General features: G+C 37.8%; 16 protein-coding genes. 15 read left to right on the top strand and 1 reads right to left on the bottom strand.

Annotation, left to right across the window (positions count from 1 at the left end):
- Positions 1 to 104: 104 nt before the first annotated feature.
- The 3 genes from ACRDEC_RS14925 to metF are packed head-to-tail and all read left to right on the top strand — an operon-like array spanning position 105 to position 4,730.
- Positions 105 to 1,094 (top strand): homocysteine S-methyltransferase family protein, encoded by a 990-nt coding sequence (locus tag ACRDEC_RS14925; RefSeq protein ID WP_431499162.1) that lies wholly within the window; start codon positions 105 to 107, stop codon positions 1,092 to 1,094.
- Positions 1,094 to 3,772 (top strand): methionine synthase, encoded by a 2,679-nt coding sequence (gene metH / locus ACRDEC_RS14920; protein WP_431499161.1) that lies wholly within the window; start codon positions 1,094 to 1,096, stop codon positions 3,770 to 3,772. The genes ACRDEC_RS14925 and metH overlap by 1 nt, the downstream gene beginning before the upstream one ends.
- A gap of 1 nt (position 3,773) precedes the next feature.
- A complete protein-coding gene (metF, locus tag ACRDEC_RS14915; RefSeq protein ID WP_431499160.1) occupies positions 3,774 to 4,730 on the top strand; it encodes a methylenetetrahydrofolate reductase [NAD(P)H] in 957 nt (318 codons plus the stop codon).
- Between the two features lie 219 nt (positions 4,731 to 4,949).
- On the opposite strand, the gene gldA is transcribed toward metF, so the two are convergent.
- Positions 4,950 to 5,846 carry a gliding motility-associated ABC transporter ATP-binding subunit GldA gene (gene gldA, locus ACRDEC_RS14910; RefSeq protein WP_431499159.1) on the bottom strand — a complete coding sequence of 299 codons (897 nt, stop codon included), beginning with the start codon at positions 5,844 to 5,846 and terminating at the stop codon, positions 4,950 to 4,952.
- A 167-nt stretch (positions 5,847 to 6,013) separates the two neighbouring features.
- On the opposite strand from gldA, the gene ACRDEC_RS14905 reads away from it, so the two are divergent.
- The 12 genes from ACRDEC_RS14905 to kynU all read left to right on the top strand — a co-directional run.
- Entirely contained in the window at positions 6,014 to 6,937 is a 924-nt protein-coding gene (locus ACRDEC_RS14905; RefSeq protein ID WP_431499158.1) for a M20/M25/M40 family metallo-hydrolase, read from the top strand.
- Between the two features lie 221 nt (positions 6,938 to 7,158).
- Positions 7,159 to 7,986, top strand: a complete 828-nt coding sequence (locus tag ACRDEC_RS14900) for a prephenate dehydratase (RefSeq protein WP_431499157.1) — start codon at positions 7,159 to 7,161, stop codon at positions 7,984 to 7,986.
- Complete coding sequence (locus tag ACRDEC_RS14895) at positions 7,983 to 9,152, top strand: pyridoxal phosphate-dependent aminotransferase (protein ID WP_431499156.1); 1,170 nt, start codon at positions 7,983 to 7,985, stop codon at positions 9,150 to 9,152. The genes ACRDEC_RS14900 and ACRDEC_RS14895 overlap by 4 nt, the downstream gene beginning before the upstream one ends.
- A gap of 20 nt (positions 9,153 to 9,172) precedes the next feature.
- Positions 9,173 to 10,258, top strand: a complete 1,086-nt coding sequence (locus ACRDEC_RS14890; protein ID WP_431499155.1) for a chorismate mutase — start codon at positions 9,173 to 9,175, stop codon at positions 10,256 to 10,258.
- 152 nt (positions 10,259 to 10,410) lie between these two features.
- Positions 10,411 to 11,394 carry a ribosome small subunit-dependent GTPase A gene (gene rsgA, locus ACRDEC_RS14885; protein WP_431499154.1) on the top strand — a complete coding sequence of 328 codons (984 nt, stop codon included), beginning with the start codon at positions 10,411 to 10,413 and terminating at the stop codon, positions 11,392 to 11,394.
- Between the two features lie 64 nt (positions 11,395 to 11,458).
- Positions 11,459 to 11,911, top strand: coding sequence for a D-aminoacyl-tRNA deacylase (gene dtd, locus ACRDEC_RS14880; RefSeq protein ID WP_431499153.1), 453 nt, complete (start codon positions 11,459 to 11,461; stop codon positions 11,909 to 11,911).
- A gap of 41 nt (positions 11,912 to 11,952) precedes the next feature.
- On the top strand, positions 11,953 to 13,863 hold the full coding sequence (locus ACRDEC_RS14875; protein ID WP_431499152.1) for a DUF3857 domain-containing protein: 1,911 nt from the start codon (positions 11,953 to 11,955) through the stop codon (positions 13,861 to 13,863).
- A gap of 4 nt (positions 13,864 to 13,867) precedes the next feature.
- Positions 13,868 to 15,877, top strand: coding sequence for a DUF3857 domain-containing protein (locus ACRDEC_RS14870; protein WP_431499151.1), 2,010 nt, complete (start codon positions 13,868 to 13,870; stop codon positions 15,875 to 15,877).
- A 2-nt stretch (positions 15,878 to 15,879) separates the two neighbouring features.
- Positions 15,880 to 16,206, top strand: a complete 327-nt coding sequence (locus ACRDEC_RS14865) for a nucleotide pyrophosphohydrolase (protein WP_431499150.1) — start codon at positions 15,880 to 15,882, stop codon at positions 16,204 to 16,206.
- Between the two features lie 2 nt (positions 16,207 to 16,208).
- Complete coding sequence (gene aroA / locus ACRDEC_RS14860; protein WP_431499149.1) at positions 16,209 to 17,438, top strand: 3-phosphoshikimate 1-carboxyvinyltransferase; 1,230 nt, start codon at positions 16,209 to 16,211, stop codon at positions 17,436 to 17,438.
- Between the two features lie 150 nt (positions 17,439 to 17,588).
- Positions 17,589 to 18,638, top strand: a complete 1,050-nt coding sequence (gene queA, locus ACRDEC_RS14855) for a tRNA preQ1(34) S-adenosylmethionine ribosyltransferase-isomerase QueA (protein WP_431499148.1) — start codon at positions 17,589 to 17,591, stop codon at positions 18,636 to 18,638.
- 289 nt (positions 18,639 to 18,927) lie between these two features.
- Positions 18,928 to 20,144 (top strand): kynureninase (gene kynU / locus ACRDEC_RS14850; RefSeq protein ID WP_431499147.1); only part of this gene is annotated, 1,217 nt, incomplete at its 3' end.

The raw sequence follows: 20,144 nt of genomic DNA, 5'->3' as shown, positions 1-20,144 counted from the left end.
TTTTATACCTGATCGGTATAAAAGATACCGCTTCAATCGGGGCTAAATTTTAAACTCTGTGAATCTTCGGTTTCTTTGTGAACCTCAGTAGAATAATAAAAAGTATGTCAAAAATTCAAGAAGCAATAAAAGAAAGAATCCTTGTTCTCGACGGAGCGATGGGAACGATGCTGCAGCGCTATAATTTTTCGGAAGAAGATTTCCGAGGAGAGCGTTTCAAAGATTTTCCCCATTCGTTAAAAGGAAACAACGATTTATTATCCATAACACAACCGGAAGCGGTCAAAGAAGTACACCGTCAATATTTTCAGGCGGGTGCCGATATTGTCGAAACCAATACTTTCTCAGGCACAACTATCGGTATGGCTGATTATTATTTGGAGGATTTTGTTTATGAATTAAATTATGAATCGGCTAAAATCGCTCGTGAAGTAGCAGATGAGTTTACAGACAGACTTCGCTTTGTAGCGGGTTCCATCGGGCCAACAAACAGAACGGCATCCATGTCGCCTGATGTCAACGATCCGGGTTTCCGTGCTGTCACTTTCGATGATTTACGCATCGCTTACAAACAGCAGGTCGAAGCGTTGTTGGATGGTGGCTGTGATCTGCTTTTAGTCGAAACTATTTTCGATACGTTAAATGCCAAAGCAGCTTTATTCGCCATTGAAGAAGTCAAGGAAGAACGCCAGCTCGACATTCCAATCATGGTGTCCGGAACCATTACCGATGCTTCGGGAAGAACACTATCCGGGCAAACTGTTGAGGCTTTTTTAATCTCTGTGTCGCATATTCCTTTATTGAGCGTAGGTTTCAATTGTGCTTTAGGAGCTGATTTGCTTAAACCGTACCTCAAAGCCTTATCGCAAAATACGTCTTTCAATGTGTCGGCACATCCTAATGCAGGACTGCCTAATGCTTTTGGAGAGTATGACGAAACGCCGCAACAGACACAAGCGTTAATTAAAGAATACCTCGAAGATAATCTTATCAATATTATTGGAGGCTGTTGCGGGACAACGCCGGAACACATCAAGTTAATTGCCGAAATAGCAAAAGAATACAAACCCAGAAAAGCACAAATAACTGCCTAATGAAATTGGATCAGGAAAGAAAAAATTTGGAGTTATCAGGATTAGAACCCTTAATCATTACGCCCAACAGTGTTTTTGTAAATGTTGGTGAACGTACCAATGTTACCGGTTCCAGAAAATTCCTCCGTTTAATCAAAGAAGAAAAATACGATGAAGCGCTCGATATTGCCAGACAGCAGGTAGAAGGCGGGGCGCAGATTATTGATATTAATATGGACGAAGGAATGTTAGATGGTGTTCAGGCCATGACTAAATTCCTAAATCTGATTGCTTCCGAACCGGATATTTCCAGAGTCCCTATTATGATTGACAGTTCCAAGTGGGAAATCATCGAAGCGGGTCTTAAAGTAGTGCAGGGTAAAAGCGTCGTCAACTCCATCTCTCTAAAAGAAGGGGAAGAGGCTTTTATTCATCATGCCAAATTAATTAAACGTTACGGGGCTGCTGCTATCATAATGGCTTTTGATGAGGTGGGACAAGCTGATAATTATGAGCGCCGTGTCGAGATTTGCCAACGCTCGTATGATATTTTAGTAAGCAAAGTAAACTTTCCTCCGCAGGATATTATTTTCGATCTTAATATATTTCCTGTAGCAACGGGAATGGAAGAGCATCGCTTAAATGCATTAGACTTTTTCAGAGGAACCAAATGGGTTCGGGACAATTTACCACACGCCCATATCAGTGGTGGTGTAAGTAATGTTTCTTTTTCTTTCCGCGGCAATGATACTGTCCGTGAGGCCATGCATTCTGTTTTCTTATACCACGCCATCCAAAACGGGATGACAATGGGTATCGTAAATCCTGAAATGTTATCGATCTATGATGACATTCCTAAAGATTTATTGGAATATGTTGAGGATGTTATTCTTAATAGGAGAGACGATGCAACTGAAAGACTATTAGACTTTGCCGAAAATGTAAAAGGTGATGTAAAAAATACGGAAAAAGCAGTTCAGGAATGGCGTTCGGGAACCTTACAGGAAAGATTGACACATTCGCTGGTTAAAGGAATCGATGAATTTATCGAACAAGATATCGAAGAAGCCCGTCTGGCTGCTACAAAACCTATCGAAGTCATCGAAATCAATCTGATGACCGGAATGAATGTCGTTGGTGATTTATTCGGAAGCGGAAAAATGTTTTTACCTCAGGTAGTCAAGTCGGCTCGTGTAATGAAAAAAGCGGTGGCTTACTTACTCCCTTATATCGAACAGGAAAAAGACGGAACATCCAGCTCAGCCGGCAAGATCTTAATGGCAACGGTAAAAGGAGATGTGCATGATATCGGAAAAAATATCGTGGCAGTCGTTTTAGCTTGTAATAATTACGAAATCGTAGATTTAGGGGTTATGGTCGCTCCCGAAAAAATAATCGCAGCTGCTATCGAGCATGATGTTGATATTATTGGGTTAAGCGGATTGATTACACCGTCTCTGGACGAAATGGTATACCTGGCCAAAGAACTGGACAGGCAGAACATTAAAATTCCTATCATGATTGGAGGAGCTACAACGTCACGAGCACACACGGCTGTAAAAATAGCGCCTCAGTACAGAGAAACCGTTATTCATGTCAATGATGCATCAAGAGCCGTAACTGTTGCCGGCAGCTTATTAAATAGTGACAAAAAAATATACGCCAGCACTATAAGAGCCGAATATGATGCTTTCCGGGAAACGTTTCTGAACCGCTCCAGAGATAAGAATTTCTTAACAATAGAACAGGCTAGAGTCAATAAATTACAACTGGATTGGGAGAATTTCAATGCCGTGAAACCTAATTTTATTGGCACAAAAGTAATTGAAGTAGCACTGGAAGAACTGGTTCCGTATATCGACTGGACGCCCTTTTTTGGTTCTTGGGAACTGTACGGAAAATACCCAGCCATACTAACGGATAATATCGTGGGAGAACAAGCAACAAGTTTGTTTGCAGATGCTCAAAAAATGTTAAGCGAATTATTGTCTGAAAAATGGCTGCAGGCCAAAGGAATTTATGGAGTTTTCCCAGCAAATCAGGTCAATGATGATGATATTGAATTGTACGGAAATGACGGAAATGTATTGGAAACGTTTCTAACCTTACGCCAGCAATCACAAAAAACAAAAGGAGCACCTAATATTGCTCTGGCCGATTTTATTTGCCCACAGCATGCCGGGAAACAAGACTATATGGGCGCATTTTGTGTGACAACCGGTTTTGGTGTCGATGAAAAAGCCAAAGAATTTGAAGAACAGTTAGACGACTATAATTCCATTTTAATTAAAGCGTTGGGAGACCGTTTTGCAGAAGCTTTTGCAGAATACCTGCACGAGAAAATCCGTAAGGAAATCTGGGGGTATGCTTCAGATGAAAACCTAACCAATCAGGATTTAATCAAAGAAGAATACAAAGGAATTCGTCCGGCGCCCGGTTATCCGGCATGTCCCGATCATTTGGAAAAACCCACCATCTGGAAGTTGCTGAATGTCGAACAGGAAATCGGCGTGTCCTTAACCGAAAGTATGGCGATGTGGCCTGCTTCATCTGTTTCCGGTTATTATTTCGGAAACCCGGAAAGCAAGTATTTCGGCCTCGGAAAAATAAAAGAAGATCAGGTGATTAACTACGCCAAAAGAAGAAACATAAGTACAGAAAAAGCTATGAAATGGCTTAACCCAAATATTGCAGATTAAAATGAAAGTAACGCAACATATCGAAAATGCTCTAGGAAAATCACTTTTTTCTTTCGAAATATTACCTCCGCTTAAAGGTCAGAACATTCAGTCTATTTTTGACAGCATCGGACCATTAATGGAATTCAAACCACCGTTTATTGACGTAACATACCATCGTGAAGAGTACGAATTTAAAGAATTGCCTAATGGATTGTTGCAGAAAAAGATTGTAAAGAAACGTCCTGGAACGGTAGGTATTTGCGCCGGAATTCAAAATAAATACCAAGTGGATGCTATTCCTCATATTTTGTGTGGCGGATTTACGAAAGAGGATACCGAAAATCTCCTGATCGATCTTGATTTTCTGGATATCGATAACGTAGTGGCACTTCGCGGTGATGCGCTCAAAAACGAAACGTACTTCAAAGCCGAAAAAGAAGGCAATCGAAACGCCACTGAGTTGGTGACTCAAATAAACAACCTGAACAAGGGGATTTATCTGGATGAAGATCTGCAAAACTCTTCCTGTACCAATTTCTGCATCGGTGTAGCGGGTTATCCTGAAAAACACATGGAAGCACCAAGTTTAGACAGCGACATTTATTTTCTGAAGCAAAAGATTAAAAACGGCGCCGATTATATCATCACCCAAATGTTTTTTGATAATAAAAAATTCTTTGATTTTGTGACCAAATGCCGCGCTGCCGGAATCACAGTACCTATTATTCCGGGGTTAAAACCGATTGCGACCAAGAAACAATTGAATTTAATTCCACACCGATTTAGCTTGGAATTACCGGATGATTTAATCATGGAAGTGGTCAAAGCAAAAGACAATGATGCCGTAAAACAAATCGGAATCGAATGGTGTACGCAGCAAAGTAAAGAGTTGGTGGCTGCCGGAATTCCGGTACTTCATTATTATTCCATGGGCAAAGCCGAAAACATCAAGGCCATCGCTAAGGAGGTTTTTTAAAACATCGTATGGAAATAGAATATAGTAAAAAGAAGCAAGAGTGTCTAGTCTGTTCTATGTTTTTTTCTTCAGGAGCTAATCCAGCTTTCCACTCCAATCTTTTGCTTTTTTGAAGGAAAAAAGCAAAAGGATTTCGTTGCAATCTGGGCTAAAAAAGCAAAACCCGATGCTCAAGCTTTCCACTTCGGAGCAAAGGCTTTTAAACTTTCATTCCCGTAATTATTTGGTTTTCTCTCTGAAAATAGCTTCCAGGTTTTTATTTTTTAAGTTCAATTGCAGTGCTTTCAATCCGTTGTCATACGCAAAATCGAAGACGGCAGGGCGCATGTCATCCGCAGTAGCAAAAGTCAGCTCCCAAACGGTACCGGCTGTATTGGTGAAATCTTTTATATGTGGCAGTTGAGCAAATAATTCTCCCGAAACGGCTTTGTCAAATTCCACTTCTATAGTCTGCACTGTCACTTCGGTCATCAAAGTGTCAATGGTATTGTCTGCAACGATCTTTCCGTGATTAATAATGATGACTCTGTCGCAAATTGCTTCCACTTCCTGCATAATATGCGTCGAAAGGAAGACAGTTTTGTCTGCTCCAATATTCTTAATCAACTCTCTGATCTCAACTAACTGGTTCGGATCCAATCCAGTGGTCGGCTCATCCAGAATCAATACATCCGGATTGTGCAGTAATGCAATAGCCAACCCAACACGCTGACGGTATCCTTTTGATAATTGCCCTATTTTCTTATGACTTTCCGGAGTAAGGCCTGTAAGGGTAATCACTTCTTCAATACGCGATTTGGCTACTTTATATACGTCAGCATTAAAGGCTAGATATTCCCTCACATACAAATCTAAGTACAACGGATTGTGCTCCGGCAAATACCCAACAGATTGCTGCACTGCTTTTTGCGCACTGTTCACATCGTGTCCGTTTACACTTGCCTGGCCTTCATCTGCATTAATGTAAGTGGTCAGGATCTTCATTAAAGTCGACTTTCCGGCACCGTTCGGCCCAAGAAAACCAACAATTTCACCTTTTTTTACTGTAAATGAAATACTATCCAACGCTTTCTGCGCTCCGTAATTCTTAGAAATATTTTGGACTTCAATTGACATAATTCGCGATTTACAGCAAAAGTAAACAGAAAATAAATTAATTAAATAAATTTTGGTAATTAATCACAGATAGCTCTATTTTTACTTTATCTAGTGCGAGTACATTTTAATTCAAAAAGACATTTGAAATTGCAATTAACAAACACCTATAAATAAATTTTACATATATGAAAAAGAGCATCCTTGTTTTTTCATTGCTGGGGCAACTAGTCTTCGCTCAGGAAAAGACCACTATTTCAAAAGAAGAGGTAAAGCGTATCGAGGTCGAATTGTCTTCCGACAAAATGCAGGGAAGGAAAATTTTTACACCGGGAATCGATTCGGCATCTGTCTTTATCGAAAAGGAATTCAGTAAAATAGGGCTCTCCTACTATCAGGAACTAACCAGCTACAGACAAGGCTTTCTAGTTAAAAAGAAACAGGCAAATAATGTTATTGGTATTTTACCTGGGAAATCAAAATCAAACGAGTTTGTGGTTTTCTCTGCACATTATGATCACTTAGGGATGAAAAACTCAGGGAAAGACAAAGTGTATAATGGTGCTAATGATGATGCGTCAGGAGTTACGGCTGTTATTGCTTTGGCTCAGTATTTTAAACAATTAGATCAAAACGAGAGGACCATTATTTTTGTTGCGTTTACAGGAGAAGAAGTGGGCGGTTTTGGTTCGAAATATTTTTCTCAGGATATCAATCCAGACAATGTAGTGGCGATGTTTAATATTGAAATGATTGGGACAGAAAGCAAATGGGGAAAAAATTCGGCTTATATCACAGGCTTTGAAAAATCAAACTTCGGGGAGATTTTACAATTGAATTTAAAAGGATCTCTCTTTAGTTTTAACCCGGATCCGTATCCTTCACAACAGCTTTTTTACCGATCAGACAATGCAAGACTGGCTGCTTTGGGAGTTCCTGCACATACCATTTCTACCTCTAAAATGGATTCAGAAGAAAATTACCATCAATTGAGTGATGAGGTTTTTACACTCGATTTAGACAACATGAGCGAGATTATCAAATCTATCGCCATTAGCTCAATCAGTATCGTAAAAGGGATTGATACGCCATCAAGAGTTGAAAAACTATAATTTTTTTAAATAAAAAGCAACAGTAACATATTTTTTAGTATGTTTGCTTTTCAAACAGCTCAAAAAAGCAATGATTTCAAATAACACATTTTATAGCAACAATTCTTTTTATTTCTTCTGGAAAGGCGAAAGGGATTGTCGTATGGTTATTTGATTAGAAAATTAAATTAATAATTATAAATATACAATCCCGTCCACAAGACGGGATTTTTTTTTGCCATATGGAAACAAGAATAGCAATTCAGGGTATCAAAGGGTCGTTTCATCATCAGGTTGCCGAAGAAGTTTTTACAGCACCCACTTCGCTCGACGAATGCATGTCATTCGAAAGCCTGGTGTCAAGCCTGAAAGAAAACAAAACAGACAAAGGAGTTATGGCACTTGAGAACTCGATTGCGGGTTCCATTATCCCTAACTATGCACTTATAGACAACAATGACCTGCATATTATTGGAGAGTATTATCTGGACATCCACATGAACCTCATGGCTACTAAAGGGCAGAAAATCGAAGATCTCAGAGAAGTGCATTCACACCCCATTGCGTTACTGCAATGTGCCGTTTTCTTTAAACAATATCCGCACATCAAATTGGTCGAAAGTGCTGATACTGCCGAAACAGCAAGAAGAATCAAAGAAGGGAACTTACTGAGAATCGGGGCTGTTGCAAGCCCAATTGCGGCAAAAATGTACAATCTCGAAGTCCTTGCCTCTGGAATCCATACGGTCAAAAGTAACAAAACAAGATTCGTCATTGTTAAGACTCAAAACAAGGAATTGCCTAAAGAAGAAATCAATAAGGCTTCAATTAAATTCGAATTGGATGATACGCCGGGAAGTCTTGCAACTGTACTTAATGTAATGAACAACTGCAAACTGAATTTAACTAAAATCCAATCGATGCCCATTATTGAAACACCTTTCCAATATTCCTTCTTTGTCGATGTGGTTTTTGCCAAATACAAGCATTACGAGAAAGCAAAGAAAATTCTGGAACTCATGACCACACATTTTAAAGTGTTGGGCGAATATAAAAACGGTAAATTATGATAACAACAGCAAAACGATTAGAGCAGGTGCAGGAATACTATTTCTCGCAAAAACTGCGGGAAGTTGGTCAGCTGATTTCCAAAGGAAAACCGATCATTAATATGGGAATCGGCAGTCCGGACCTGAAACCGGATCATAAAGTTATTGCAGCAATTCAAAATGCAATGAATGATCCTAAAGCGCACCAGTATCAGAGTTATCAGGGCTTGCCGGAATTACGAAAAGGGTTTGCTCATTTTTATAAGAACAACTTTCAGGTAGGTGTAAATCCTGATACGGAAGTGTTGCCATTAATGGGTTCCAAAGAAGGGATTATGCATATTTCATTGGCTTTTCTAAACGAAGGAGATGAGGTTTTAATTCCCAATCCGGGATACCCAACGTATGTTTCGGTAACCAACTTGGTGGGAGCCCAACCTGTGTTGTATGATTTAAAAGCTGAAAACAATTGGGAGCCTGATCTGGATGCATTGGAAAAACAGGATTTATCGAAAGTAAAGATCATGTGGACAAACTATCCCAATATGCCAACAGGAGCTGCGGGCAGTTTAGCATTGTTTGAGAAATTAGTGGCTTTCGTCAAAAAACATCAGATTTTACTCATTAATGACAATCCCTACAGTTTTGTTCTGAACAACAATCCAATCTCAATCTTGCAGGTTGATGAGGCAAAAGATATCGCTTTAGAACTGAATTCTCTATCGAAAACATTTAATATGTCCGGCTGGCGCGTTGGAATGGTAATTGGAAATGCAAAATATATCGATGCTGTTCTCAAAGTAAAAAGCAATATGGACAGCGGGATGTTTTACGGAATCCAAAAAGGAGCTATCGAAGCATTACAACTCGAAGCAGATTGGTTTGAGCAGCAAAATGCCATTTATAGCAGAAGACGGAATCTGGTTTTCCAATTGGCAGACAACTTAGGATGTACTTATGATAAAAATTCGGTTGGTATGTTCGTTTGGGCAAAACTACCGGAAGGAGTAGCATCATCTGAAGAGTATGTAGATAAATTATTGTATGAAAATGATTTATTTATAGCGCCGGGGACCATATTCGGGGATAAAGGAGAAGGATATGTCAGATTTTCATTGTGTATTGAAGAAGAAAAAATAAAAGAAGTTTTAGGAAGAATTTCGGTTGAAGAAGAAATTCATTTATAATTTTGTAACAAATTAAAACTATGGAAAATAGTAAATCATTACGAACTTGGTTAGACGATTTCAAATTGTCACATCCATTAGTAATTGCAGGGCCTTGTAGTGCCGAAACAGAAGAACAGGTTTTGAAAATCGCACACGAATTGAAGGATTCGGATGTGAGTGTTTTTCGTGCTGGTATCTGGAAACCGAGAACTCGTCCGGGAGGATTTGAAGGTGTTGGAGAAATTGGACTTAAGTGGCTGCAAAAAGCCAAAGCAGAAACCGGATTGCTAATGGGAGTTGAAATAGCGAATGCCGCTCACGTAAAATTAGCTTTAGATCATGATATTGATGTGTTGTGGATTGGTGCAAGAACGACTGTAAACCCTTTTGCAGTTCAGGAAATTGCAGATGCACTTCAAAACACGGATAAAATAGTATTGGTTAAAAACCCTGTAAATCCTGATTTGTCTTTGTGGTTGGGCGGTGTTGAACGATTGTATAATGCCGGAATAAAAAAACTAGGTGTAATTCACCGTGGATTTTCAACGTACGAAAAATCGAAATACCGTAACATTCCCGAATGGCAGATTGCCATCGAACTGCAAAGCCGTTTCCCTGATTTGCCTTTAATCTGTGATCCGTCGCATATTACAGGAAAAAGAGATATGATTTTGGAAGTTTCCCAACAGGCTTTAGATTTAAATTATGACGGATTAATGATTGAAACACATATCGATCCGGACAATGCCTGGAGTGATGCTGCTCAGCAAGTTACACCAGAAGTACTGAAACAGATTTTTATTGATTTGCGAATCAGAAAAGTTACGGATGAAGCCGATGATTACAACCAGAAATTGGCTGGACTTCGAACTCAGATAGATGAGATTGACAGCAAATTAATCGAAAGTTTAGGAAAACGAATGAAAATTGCTGATAAAATCGGAATCCTAAAGAAAGAACGAAATGTTGCTGTTTTGCAAAACAAACGATGGAACGAAATTCTGGGAAAAATGGTTTTAGAAGGAGAGGAAAAAGGATTGAGCGAAGAATTTATCCTTAAAATGTTTAAAGCGATACACCAGGAAAGTATTGCGCATCAAGAGAAAATTTACAAAGACAACTAAATAAGAAATTCAGCCGTTACCTAAAGAGGATATTATTTATACTTCCGAAAAGCGCAAGTCAGATTAGGAAGAATGACACTTTAAAGGCTTCAAAGGTTGCTTTTTAAGCAACCTTTTTTATTTAATTAAAAAAAGTCCAATATCTTTGCTGCATGACAGGAACCGTTTATAAATCTACAGGAAGTTGGTATACGATCAAGACCGAAGAAGGTGTTTTTTTGGAATGCCGTATTAAAGGTAAATTCCGAATGAAAGGAATTAAGAGTACCAATCCTATTGCTGTGGGTGATATTGTCGATTATGAACTTGAGGAAACTGCCGATGTAACAACGGGAGTCATTTCAAACATTCATGAAAGAAAGAATTATATTGTCCGAAAATCAGTGAATTTATCGCATCAGATGCATATTATTGCTTCCAATGTTGATTATGTTTTTTTACTGATAACAATAAATAATCCGCCTACAACCACCAGTTTTATTGACCGATTTTTAGTTACAGCTGAAGCATATGGTATAGAAGCTATTTTGGTTTTCAATAAAATAGATACTTTCGATGATGCCATGCTTGATGAGCAATTGTATCTTCAGTATATTTATGAGCAAATAGGGTATAAGTGTTTACGGGTTTCTTCCACAGAAGCAAAAGGAGTAGATCAACTGAAAGAGATGATGATAGGGAAAGTGAGTATGTTTTCAGGACATTCGGGAGTAGGAAAATCAACATTGGTCAATGCCATGGAACCCAGTCTGCATCTTAAAACCAAAACTATTTCAGAGCAAAGCAAACAAGGACAGCATACCACAACATTTGCTGAAATGTATGATTTGGCATTTGGTGCCAAAATTATTGATACGCCCGGAATAAAAGGCTTCGGTGTTGTCGATATGGAAAAAGAAGAAATCAGCGGGTATTTTCCTGAATTTTTCAAACTGAAAGACCAATGCAAATTTAATAATTGCCTTCACAAAGACGAACCCAAATGCGCAGTTAAAGAAGCTTTAGAGAAAGATGAGATTTCATGGTCACGTTATAACAGTTATCTGAAAATATTGGAAGGAGATGATGAAACGTATCGAACCGATATTTATAATGCCGACAGAATTGCGAGCGATGAAACAAGGAATAAGCAATAAGAAAAGAAACATCAAATTATAATTTCAAATCCCAAATCAACAAGACTTATTCCTTATACAAAAAATGAAATCAGTTATTCAGAGAGTTTCTCAAGCTTCAGTGACCATTGATAAAAATAAAGTTGCTAACATCCAAAAAGGATTGCTGGTTTTAATCGGTATAGAAGACGCCGATACAATGGAAGATATTAAGTGGCTGACCTCTAAAATAGCCAATCTCCGTATTTTTAGCGATGAAAACGATGTGATGAATTTATCCCTTAAAGAGGTAGATGGTGAAATGATTGTTGTAAGTCAGTTTACGCTTCATGCTTTGGTAAAAAAAGGAAACAGGCCTTCCTATATTAAAGCTTCCAAAGGTGAAATTGCGATTCCGTTATATGAAAATTTTGTAAAGCAAATGGAAATAGAATTGGGCAAAAAAGTACAAACCGGTGAGTTTGGTGCTGACATGAAAGTTTCACTACTAAATGACGGACCGGTAACGATAGTGATTGACAGTAAAAATAAAGAGTAAAATCCGTGTTTTTTTAAACATATTCATTCAAAACCTCTATAATGAAGAAAAATTTTTTAATTGTATTTTCTCTGCTGTTTTTTTCTCTTACAGCTCATTCCCAGAACGCTGAAATGTCATCTTTTACAATAGCTGACAGCTTAAAACAAAACGCGAATTCGGTAGTGCGGTTAAGTCAGTTGAGCGTCACTGTTTCTTCACAGAGTTCAATGATTTTAAAATCCAAAAAAATCACTACAGTGCTGAATGAATTAGGATTGAATAATCTTGATTTAATGGAATATTATGATAAAAACAAAAGGATTCTAAAAATAGAAGCAACAACTTATGATGCTTCTGGTAAAATAATAAAAGTTTTTAAGAGAAAGGATTTTAAGGACAGAAGTGTTGCGGATGGGGTCTCTATTTTTAATGACAACAGGGCTTTGTTTTTGGATTATACGCCAATAACATATCCTTTTACAATGGTTTTTGAAACCGAAGTAGAAACATCCAATACAGCGTTTATCCCTTCTTGGAGTCCAATTGATGGTTATCTGGTGAGTACTGAAAATACATCATTAACGATAAATTTTAAACCGGAATTGCATCTCAAAAAGAAAGAAATTAATTTCTCAGATAAGTATCCAATAGAAAAAACCGAAACAGCAGCATCATATACCTATACCGCTAAAAATATTAAAGCAACAAAAAGAGAAGAACTAAGTCCAGGGTTTATCGAGATTTTCCCAATGGTCTATTTTTCTCTGGAGAAATTTCAGTTGGAAAATGTTAATGGAATAGCTGCAGATTGGAAGGATTTCGGGAAATGGTATTATGATTCTTTGTTGGCTGATACGGAAGAAATCCCATTAGAAACTCAAACGAAAATAAAACAGCTTATTGGCAACGAAAAGGACCCAAGAGAAATAGCAAAAATCATTTACAAATTCGTACAGGAAAAAACCCGTTATGTAAGTGTTCAGGTTGGAATTGGCGGCTGGAAACCTATGTTGGCCAAAGATGTCGATAAATTAAGCTACGGTGATTGCAAGGCTCTGACTAATTATACCAGATGTTTGCTGAAAACAGTTGGGATTCCATCTTATTTTACGGTTGTTTGGGCTGGTAATGAAACAAAAGACATTCAAAACGATATAGCTTCAATAGAAGGAAATCATGCTATTTTAACCTTACCAACTGCAAAAGGGAATTTGTGGATGGAGTGTACCAGTCAAATAAGTCCTTTTGGTTTTCAGGGTGATTTTACCGATGACAGAAATGTATTGGTTATAAAACCCGAAGGTGGCGAAATTGTCAGGACTAAGACATTTACAGAAAGCGATAATCTGAAAATAATCAAAGGAGCTTATTCAATTACAGAAAATGGAAGTCTGAACGGAAACGTTACAATTATTTCCAAAGGATTGGATTATGACAGAGAATACGGAAAAGAGAGAGCCAGTAAAGAAGATCAGATCAAACGGTACAAAGAAGAATTGAGTAACATCAATAACTTAATCTTAAATAAAATCAGTTTCCATAATGATCCGAATGCAATAGTGTTTACAGAAGATTTGGAGGTAAAAGCGGAAGGTTATGCGCAAAACTCAAATGGAAAACTAATGTTTGCATTGAACGCATTCAATCAGAATTCGTACGTGCCTAAAAAATATAAGACAAGAGAGTTTTCTTTTGAAATACAAAGAGGTTACACAAATGAAGATGAAACTGAAATTACGATTCCAGACGGATTTTATGTTGAGGCAAAACCTAACGGAATTGAGCTGAATACAGAATTTGGGAGTTACAAAATCGAATTTTTAATTTCAGGACCAAATAAAATTACTTGTAAAAGAAAATTAATGATCAAGAAAGGGCTTTTCGATAAAACAAATTATGAAAACTATCGAAAATTTAGAGAATCAATAGCCAAGAATGATAATTCAAAAATAATCATAACAAAAAAATAAAAATATGAAAAAATACTTTATAGCCATTTTATTACTATCGGGCCTGTGCTCGAAGGCCCAAACAAAAGAATTGGGGAAAGTAACCATAGAAGAATTAAAACAAAAGGTACATCCTAAAGATACTTCTGCAGTTGCAGCTGTATTGTTGAATATAGGGAAAACTTCTTTTGAATATCGTGGTGATGATGGTTTTGAAGTAGTTACTGAAATAATTACAAAAATTAAAATCTATAAAAAAGAAGGATACAGTCATGCTAACCAGTCTGTGTTGTATTATACTGGCGGACAAGCCTCTGAAAAAGTTGAATTTTCCAAAGCGGTAACATATAATCTGGTTAATGGTAAAGTTGAAAAAACAAAACTGGGAAGTGAAGGAGAATTTATCGAAAAAATTGATAAGTATACTTCAAAAAAGAAAATTTCGATGCCTAATATAAAAGAAGGATCAATTATTGAATATAAAGTTGAATTGAGATCGCCTTTCATAACGAATTTTCCAAATTGGCAGTTTCAAAAGGAAATTCCCGTAGATTATTCGGAATATACGACATATATCCCGGAATATTTCAGCTATAATGTACGTCATAAAGGTTTTGTTTCCCCAGTAACATTGAAAAACGGCAGAGTAAGAAATATACCCTATACCTATCAAGAAAAATTTGCTCCCGGTGCAGGAACAGGAACACCTCAAAGGATAAATTCAACGTTAGAGTTTAATGAGAGTATTGTTAAATATACTGTTGAAGATGTACCTGCTTTAAAAGATGAATCGTATGTCAATAACATAAACAACTATAAAACAACAATTATTCACGAATTGGCAGGGACAAGATATCCAAACAGTCCATTTGAAAACTACGCAACCGACTGGGAAACGGTAGTAAAAAAAATATACAACAATGAGGATTTTGGAGCAGAGCTAAATAAAACGGGCTATTTTGAAAAAGACCTGGACGCCATTTTAAGCGGAACTACATCACTTGAAGAAAAAGTAGCGGTTATTTTTAATTACGTAAAAGCAAGAATGAATTGGAATGAATACTACGGGTATACTTGCGATGCAGGTGTTAGGAAAGCCTATCAGGAAAAAACGGGTAATGTTGCTGAAATCAATCTAATGTTAACTGCGATGTTTCGCTATGCCGGTCTTGAAGCCAATCCAGTTTTACTAAGCACTCGGTCTAATGGGATTTCATTATTTCCTTCCAGAACAGCGTTCAATTATGTTATTTCAGGTATAGAACTGAATAATCAAGTGGTTTTGTTTGACGCTACCGATAAAAATACGCTACCAAATATTTTGCCGGCCCGTGATTTAAACTGGTTTGGAAGAATCATTCGAAAAAATGGAAGTTCTGCAGAAATTGACCTGATGCCTAAATCGAATTCAAAAGAAGTTATTTACATCATGGCAAGCCTAAGTCCAGATGGTAATGCTTCCGGAAAAATCAGGGATCAGTATTTCGATTATAATGCATTTTTCTTTAGAGGGCAAAACAATAATATAGCAAAAGACAGTTATGTGGAAAAACTGGAAAAAAGACATCAGGGGCTTGAAATAACAGATTATACAGTGCAAAACAGCAATGATTTGTCTAAGCCTGTTTTAGAAGAGTATTCATTTGCAAGTAATAACTCTGCTGAGATTATTGGGGATAAGATGTATTTTTCTCCGTTTTTATACTTAGCGATGACAGAAAACCCATTTAAGCAGGATTCCCGCGAGTATCCGATAGATTTTGTATTCCCGCATCAGGACAAATATGTTATAAATATTAATATTCCGGAAGGTTATGCTGTAGAAACGTTACCGCAATCTAAATCAATAGGAATGCCTGACGAACTGGGTAATTTCAGATATAACATCGCTAATAGCGGCAATCAGATTCAGCTTGTTTATACTTTAGATATCAATCAGGCGATTATTGGCTCTGAATATTATGAAGTTTTAAAAACTTTTTTCAAAGAAGTAATCATGAATCAAACGGAAAAAATAGTACTTAAAAAAGCGTAATCATGGATATAAAAAATGCGCAGCTCGACGTAGATAACTGGATCAAGAACCATGGTGTCCGGTATTTTAATGAATTGACCAATATGGCACAGCTTACAGAAGAAGTAGGTGAAGTTGCCCGTATCATAGCACGCCGTTACGGAGAGCAATCAGAAAAAGAAAGCGATAAGAATAAAGACCTTGGCGAGGAATTGGCCGATGTGGTTTTTGTGGTTTTATGTTTAGCCAACCAAACGGGAATTGATTTGCAGGCTGCTTTCGATAAAAAGCTGGACTTAAAATCAATAAGAGATAAAGACAGACATAAAAATAACGATAAGCTAAAGTAACCGTGAACTTACTTCTCCATTCATCCATTATTAATCAGCAATCTTCAATCGGGATTTCCGGATCTAAATCGGAAACGAACAGATTGCTATTGTTGCAGGCTTTGTATTCTGATATTGTTTTGGATAATGTTTCCAATTCCGATGATAGCGAAGTAATGATAAAGGCGTTAAGTCAAAAAGAAGGAATTGTCGACATCCATCACGCAGGAACAGCCATGCGGTTTCTTACCGCTTATTTCTCCATGAAAGAAGGAAGTGAAGTTGTCTTAACCGGTTCAACCCGGATGAAAGAACGTCCTATCAGAATTTTGGTCGATGCATTAAAGCAAATTGGTGCCGATATTCAATACGAAGGTAATGAGGGATTTCCTCCCTTGCGAATCAAAGGAAAGAAGCTGGTTGAGAATAAAATAAAACTTCCTGCAAACGTCAGTAGCCAATATGTTTCAGCATTGCTTCTTATTGCTTCTAAACTCGAAAACGGTTTGGAGATGACATTGGAAGGCGAAATCACTTCGATTCCTTATATCAACATGACTTTGGCTTTGCTGAATGAAATCGGAATTGAAACGTCTTTTTCGGGAAATGAGATTTTAGTTTCTCCTAAACGAACTGCTTTAACACTAAAACGGATAACAGTTGAAAGCGATTGGTCGTCAGCTTCTTATTTCTATTCTATCGTTGCTTTGGCAGCAACAGGAACCGAAATCACATTGTCAAGCTATAAGCAAAACAGCTTGCAGGGCGATTCGAATTTGACTGAGATCTATAAAGATTTCGGGGTAGTAACCGAATTTAATGCGAACAGTATCGTTTTGCGCAATACAGGAAACCGACGTTTGTCTTCCATCAGCTGTGAGCTCAACAAAACGCCGGATATTGCCCAAACGATTGCTGTCACTTGCTTCGGTTTGGGAATGGGCTGCCATTTAACAGGGCTCCATACACTCAAAATCAAAGAAACAGACAGGCTGGAAGCTTTAAAAACCGAACTCACAAAGCTGGGGGCGAAACTTGCCGTTACTGACGACAGTCTGACATTAGAACCTTCAGCCGAAATAAAAGGAAACAGTGCTGTTTCAACATATCAGGACCACAGAATGGCGATGGCATTTGCACCACTGGCCTTAAAAACAGATATTGTTATCGAAGAAGCAGAAGTAGTTTCGAAATCGTATCCTGATTTTTGGAACGATTTAAAGCGTATCGGCTTCCTGATTTCTGACATGTAAAACGCGCAGAACCTCAGTTGTTTAGCGTCTTGGCATTTCTTTTTAAAAATAAAAGGCAAAACACTTGACAACCCCTATCCCGCGATAGTATATTTGCACCCTGCTTATCATTAGGAATAATGGTAGGTTTTAAATCTAATATTATTAAATATGAAGTTATCTAATTTCAGTTTCAACCTTCCGGCAGAGCTTTTAGCCGAATTTCCATCAGAAAACAGAGACGAAGCGCGTTTAATGGTTGTGAACAGAAAAACACAAACTATCGAACATAAACTTTTTAAAGATGTTTTGGACTATTTCGACGAAGGTGACGTGATGGTTTTAAACAATACCAAAGTTTTCCCGGCGCGTTTATACGGAAACAAAGAAAAGACAGGAGCTAGAATCGAGGTTTTTTTGTTGCGTGAATTGAATGCAGAACAACGCCTTTGGGATGTTTTGGTTGATCCGGCTCGTAAAATCCGTATCGGAAATAAATTATACTTTGGCGATGACGATTCGTTAGTGGCTGAGGTAATTGACAATACTACTTCGCGTGGAAGAACACTACGCTTTTTATATGACGGTTCTTATGAAGAATTCCGATCTAAATTAGTCGAATTAGGAGAAACACCAATCCCAAAATACATCAACAGAGAAGTAACTCCGGAAGATGCAGAACGTTATCAGACTATTTATGCCAAAGAAGAAGGAGCCGTTGCTGCGCCTACAGCCGGTCTGCATTTCTCTAAGCATTTAATGAAACGTTTGGAAATCAAAGGAATTAAATTTGCTGAGGTGACTTTACACGTTGGTTTAGGAACGTTTAATCCTGTTGAAGTAGAAGATTTATCGAAACACAAAATGGATTCTGAAGAGTTAAAAATCACTCAGGAAGCTTGTGATATCGTTAATAATGCTAAAGTAACCAAGCAGCGTATCTGCGCCGTAGGAACAACAACCATGCGTGCTATGGAAAGTTCTGTTTCATCTGCAAAAACGCTAAATCCTTTTGAAGGATGGACAAACAAATTCATCTTTCCTCCTCACGATTTTAGTTTGGCAGATTGTATGATTACGAATTTCCATACACCAAAATCAACGCTATTGATGATGATTTCAGCATTTTGCGGACACGATTTAATGCGTAAAGCTTACGACGAAGCAATTAAGGAGAAATATAAATTCTATTCTTACGGAGACGCTATGTTAATCATATAATTTGAACTTCCCCAAGTTCAAAATTCAAATCTCATTCGTTGTAAAAAACGGATGGGATTTTTTTTATTCCTGATTTCAGAGGATGCTCAATAAACGTTCGTAGTTTTTGTTTTTGATAACACTGTGTTTATTTTGAATGTGTTATAAGATGTATTGGCTGTTTTTTATTCCTGATTTCAGTCTTTGAAGCGCTCTAAACAGCCTCCATAACCTCTTTGCAACTTTGCACGTTACATCTTTGCCACTTTCAAACTTTTATCTACTTTTACGTCACCAAATAAACCAGATAATGACGTTCGAAAATACCAAAGAATTCGCTCAACAACTTGATGTTCAGGATGAATTAAAAAACTACCGCGATGAATTTATTTTCCCGCAACACGAAGGGAAAAATGTAATTTATTTTACAGGAAACTCTCTTGGATTACAGCCAAAAAGAACTAAAAAATACGTAGATGAAGTAATGAATGACTGGGGAAACCTAGCGGTTGAAGGTCATTTTTATGCAGAGAAACCATGGTGGGATTACCAAGAGCGTTTCGCAGAACCGTTAAGTCAGATTGTAGGGGCAAAACCTTCTGAGGTCACCGTAATGAATACACTGACGGTCAACCTGCACTTACTGATGGTTTCCTTTTACCAGCCTACAAAAACACGTTACAAGATTATTTGTGAAGAAAAGGCTTTTCCTTCAGATCAATACATGTTCCAAAGTCAGGTCAATTTTCATGGCTATAAAACGGAAGATGCTATCGTAGAGATTAAACGTCGCGAAGGGGAACACAATATTCGACTGGAAGATGTTTTGGCTAAAATCAATGAAGTTGGCGACGAATTGGCACTGGTTTTAATAGGTGGTGTCAATTATTATACGGGTCAGGTTTTCGACATGAAAACAATTACCGAAGCTGGACATAAAGCAGGAGCAAGAGTTGGTTTCGACTTAGCACATGCTGCCGGTAACATCAAACTTGAATTGCACGATTGGAATGTCGATTTTGCTGCTTGGTGCAGTTATAAATATATGAACTCAGGTCCCGGAAATGCTTCAGGATGTTTTGTACATGAAAAACACCATCACACAAATCTGCCAAGATTTGCAGGCTGGTGGGGGCACAACAAAGAAAGACGTTTTAAAATGGAGCCTGCTTTCGATCCGGTTCATGGTGCCGATGGCTGGCAAATAAGTAACCTGCCTATTTTGTCATTAGCTCCTTATTTGGCTTCAGCCGAAATGTTTGCTGAAGTTGGTATGGATAAATTAATTGCCAAAAGAGATAAAATAACATCATACCTCGAATTTATTTTACGTGAAATCGATGCCGAAATTCCAGGCACGGAGTTTGAAATCATTACACCGAAAAACCCGGAAGAAAGAGCTTGTCAATTGTCGGTTTTTCTTCATGGACAAGGTAGGAATTTGTTTGATTACTTAATGTCAAGCGGAGTGATTACAGATTGGAGAGAGCCTAATGTTATCCGTTTGGCGCCGGTTCCTTTATATGC

The organism is Flavobacterium sp., from assembly GCF_050696275.1.
GTDB lineage: Bacteria > Bacteroidota > Bacteroidia > Flavobacteriales > Flavobacteriaceae > Flavobacterium.
Note: the sequence above shows the minus strand (reverse complement) of the source record. Positions and strands in the feature narration are given on the sequence as shown.

What these genes read in the sequence shown, in the direction of transcription:
- ACRDEC_RS14925 (WP_431499162.1), top strand. Translation starts at nt 105, where the DNA reads ATGTCAAAAATTCAAGAAGCAATAAAAGAAAGAATCCTTGTTCTCGAC.
- metH (WP_431499161.1), top strand. Translation starts at nt 1,094, where the DNA reads ATGAAATTGGATCAGGAAAGAAAAAATTTGGAGTTATCAGGATTAGAA.
- metF (WP_431499160.1), top strand. Translation starts at nt 3,774, where the DNA reads ATGAAAGTAACGCAACATATCGAAAATGCTCTAGGAAAATCACTTTTT.
- gldA (WP_431499159.1), bottom strand. Translation starts at nt 5,846, where the DNA reads ATGTCAATTGAAGTCCAAAATATTTCTAAGAATTACGGAGCGCAGAAA.
- ACRDEC_RS14905 (WP_431499158.1), top strand. Translation starts at nt 6,014, where the DNA reads ATGAAAAAGAGCATCCTTGTTTTTTCATTGCTGGGGCAACTAGTCTTC.
- ACRDEC_RS14900 (WP_431499157.1), top strand. Translation starts at nt 7,159, where the DNA reads ATGGAAACAAGAATAGCAATTCAGGGTATCAAAGGGTCGTTTCATCAT.
- ACRDEC_RS14895 (WP_431499156.1), top strand. Translation starts at nt 7,983, where the DNA reads ATGATAACAACAGCAAAACGATTAGAGCAGGTGCAGGAATACTATTTC.
- ACRDEC_RS14890 (WP_431499155.1), top strand. Translation starts at nt 9,173, where the DNA reads ATGGAAAATAGTAAATCATTACGAACTTGGTTAGACGATTTCAAATTG.
- rsgA (WP_431499154.1), top strand. Translation starts at nt 10,411, where the DNA reads ATGACAGGAACCGTTTATAAATCTACAGGAAGTTGGTATACGATCAAG.
- dtd (WP_431499153.1), top strand. Translation starts at nt 11,459, where the DNA reads ATGAAATCAGTTATTCAGAGAGTTTCTCAAGCTTCAGTGACCATTGAT.
- ACRDEC_RS14875 (WP_431499152.1), top strand. Translation starts at nt 11,953, where the DNA reads ATGAAGAAAAATTTTTTAATTGTATTTTCTCTGCTGTTTTTTTCTCTT.
- ACRDEC_RS14870 (WP_431499151.1), top strand. Translation starts at nt 13,868, where the DNA reads ATGAAAAAATACTTTATAGCCATTTTATTACTATCGGGCCTGTGCTCG.
- ACRDEC_RS14865 (WP_431499150.1), top strand. Translation starts at nt 15,880, where the DNA reads ATGGATATAAAAAATGCGCAGCTCGACGTAGATAACTGGATCAAGAAC.
- queA (WP_431499148.1), top strand. Translation starts at nt 17,589, where the DNA reads ATGAAGTTATCTAATTTCAGTTTCAACCTTCCGGCAGAGCTTTTAGCC.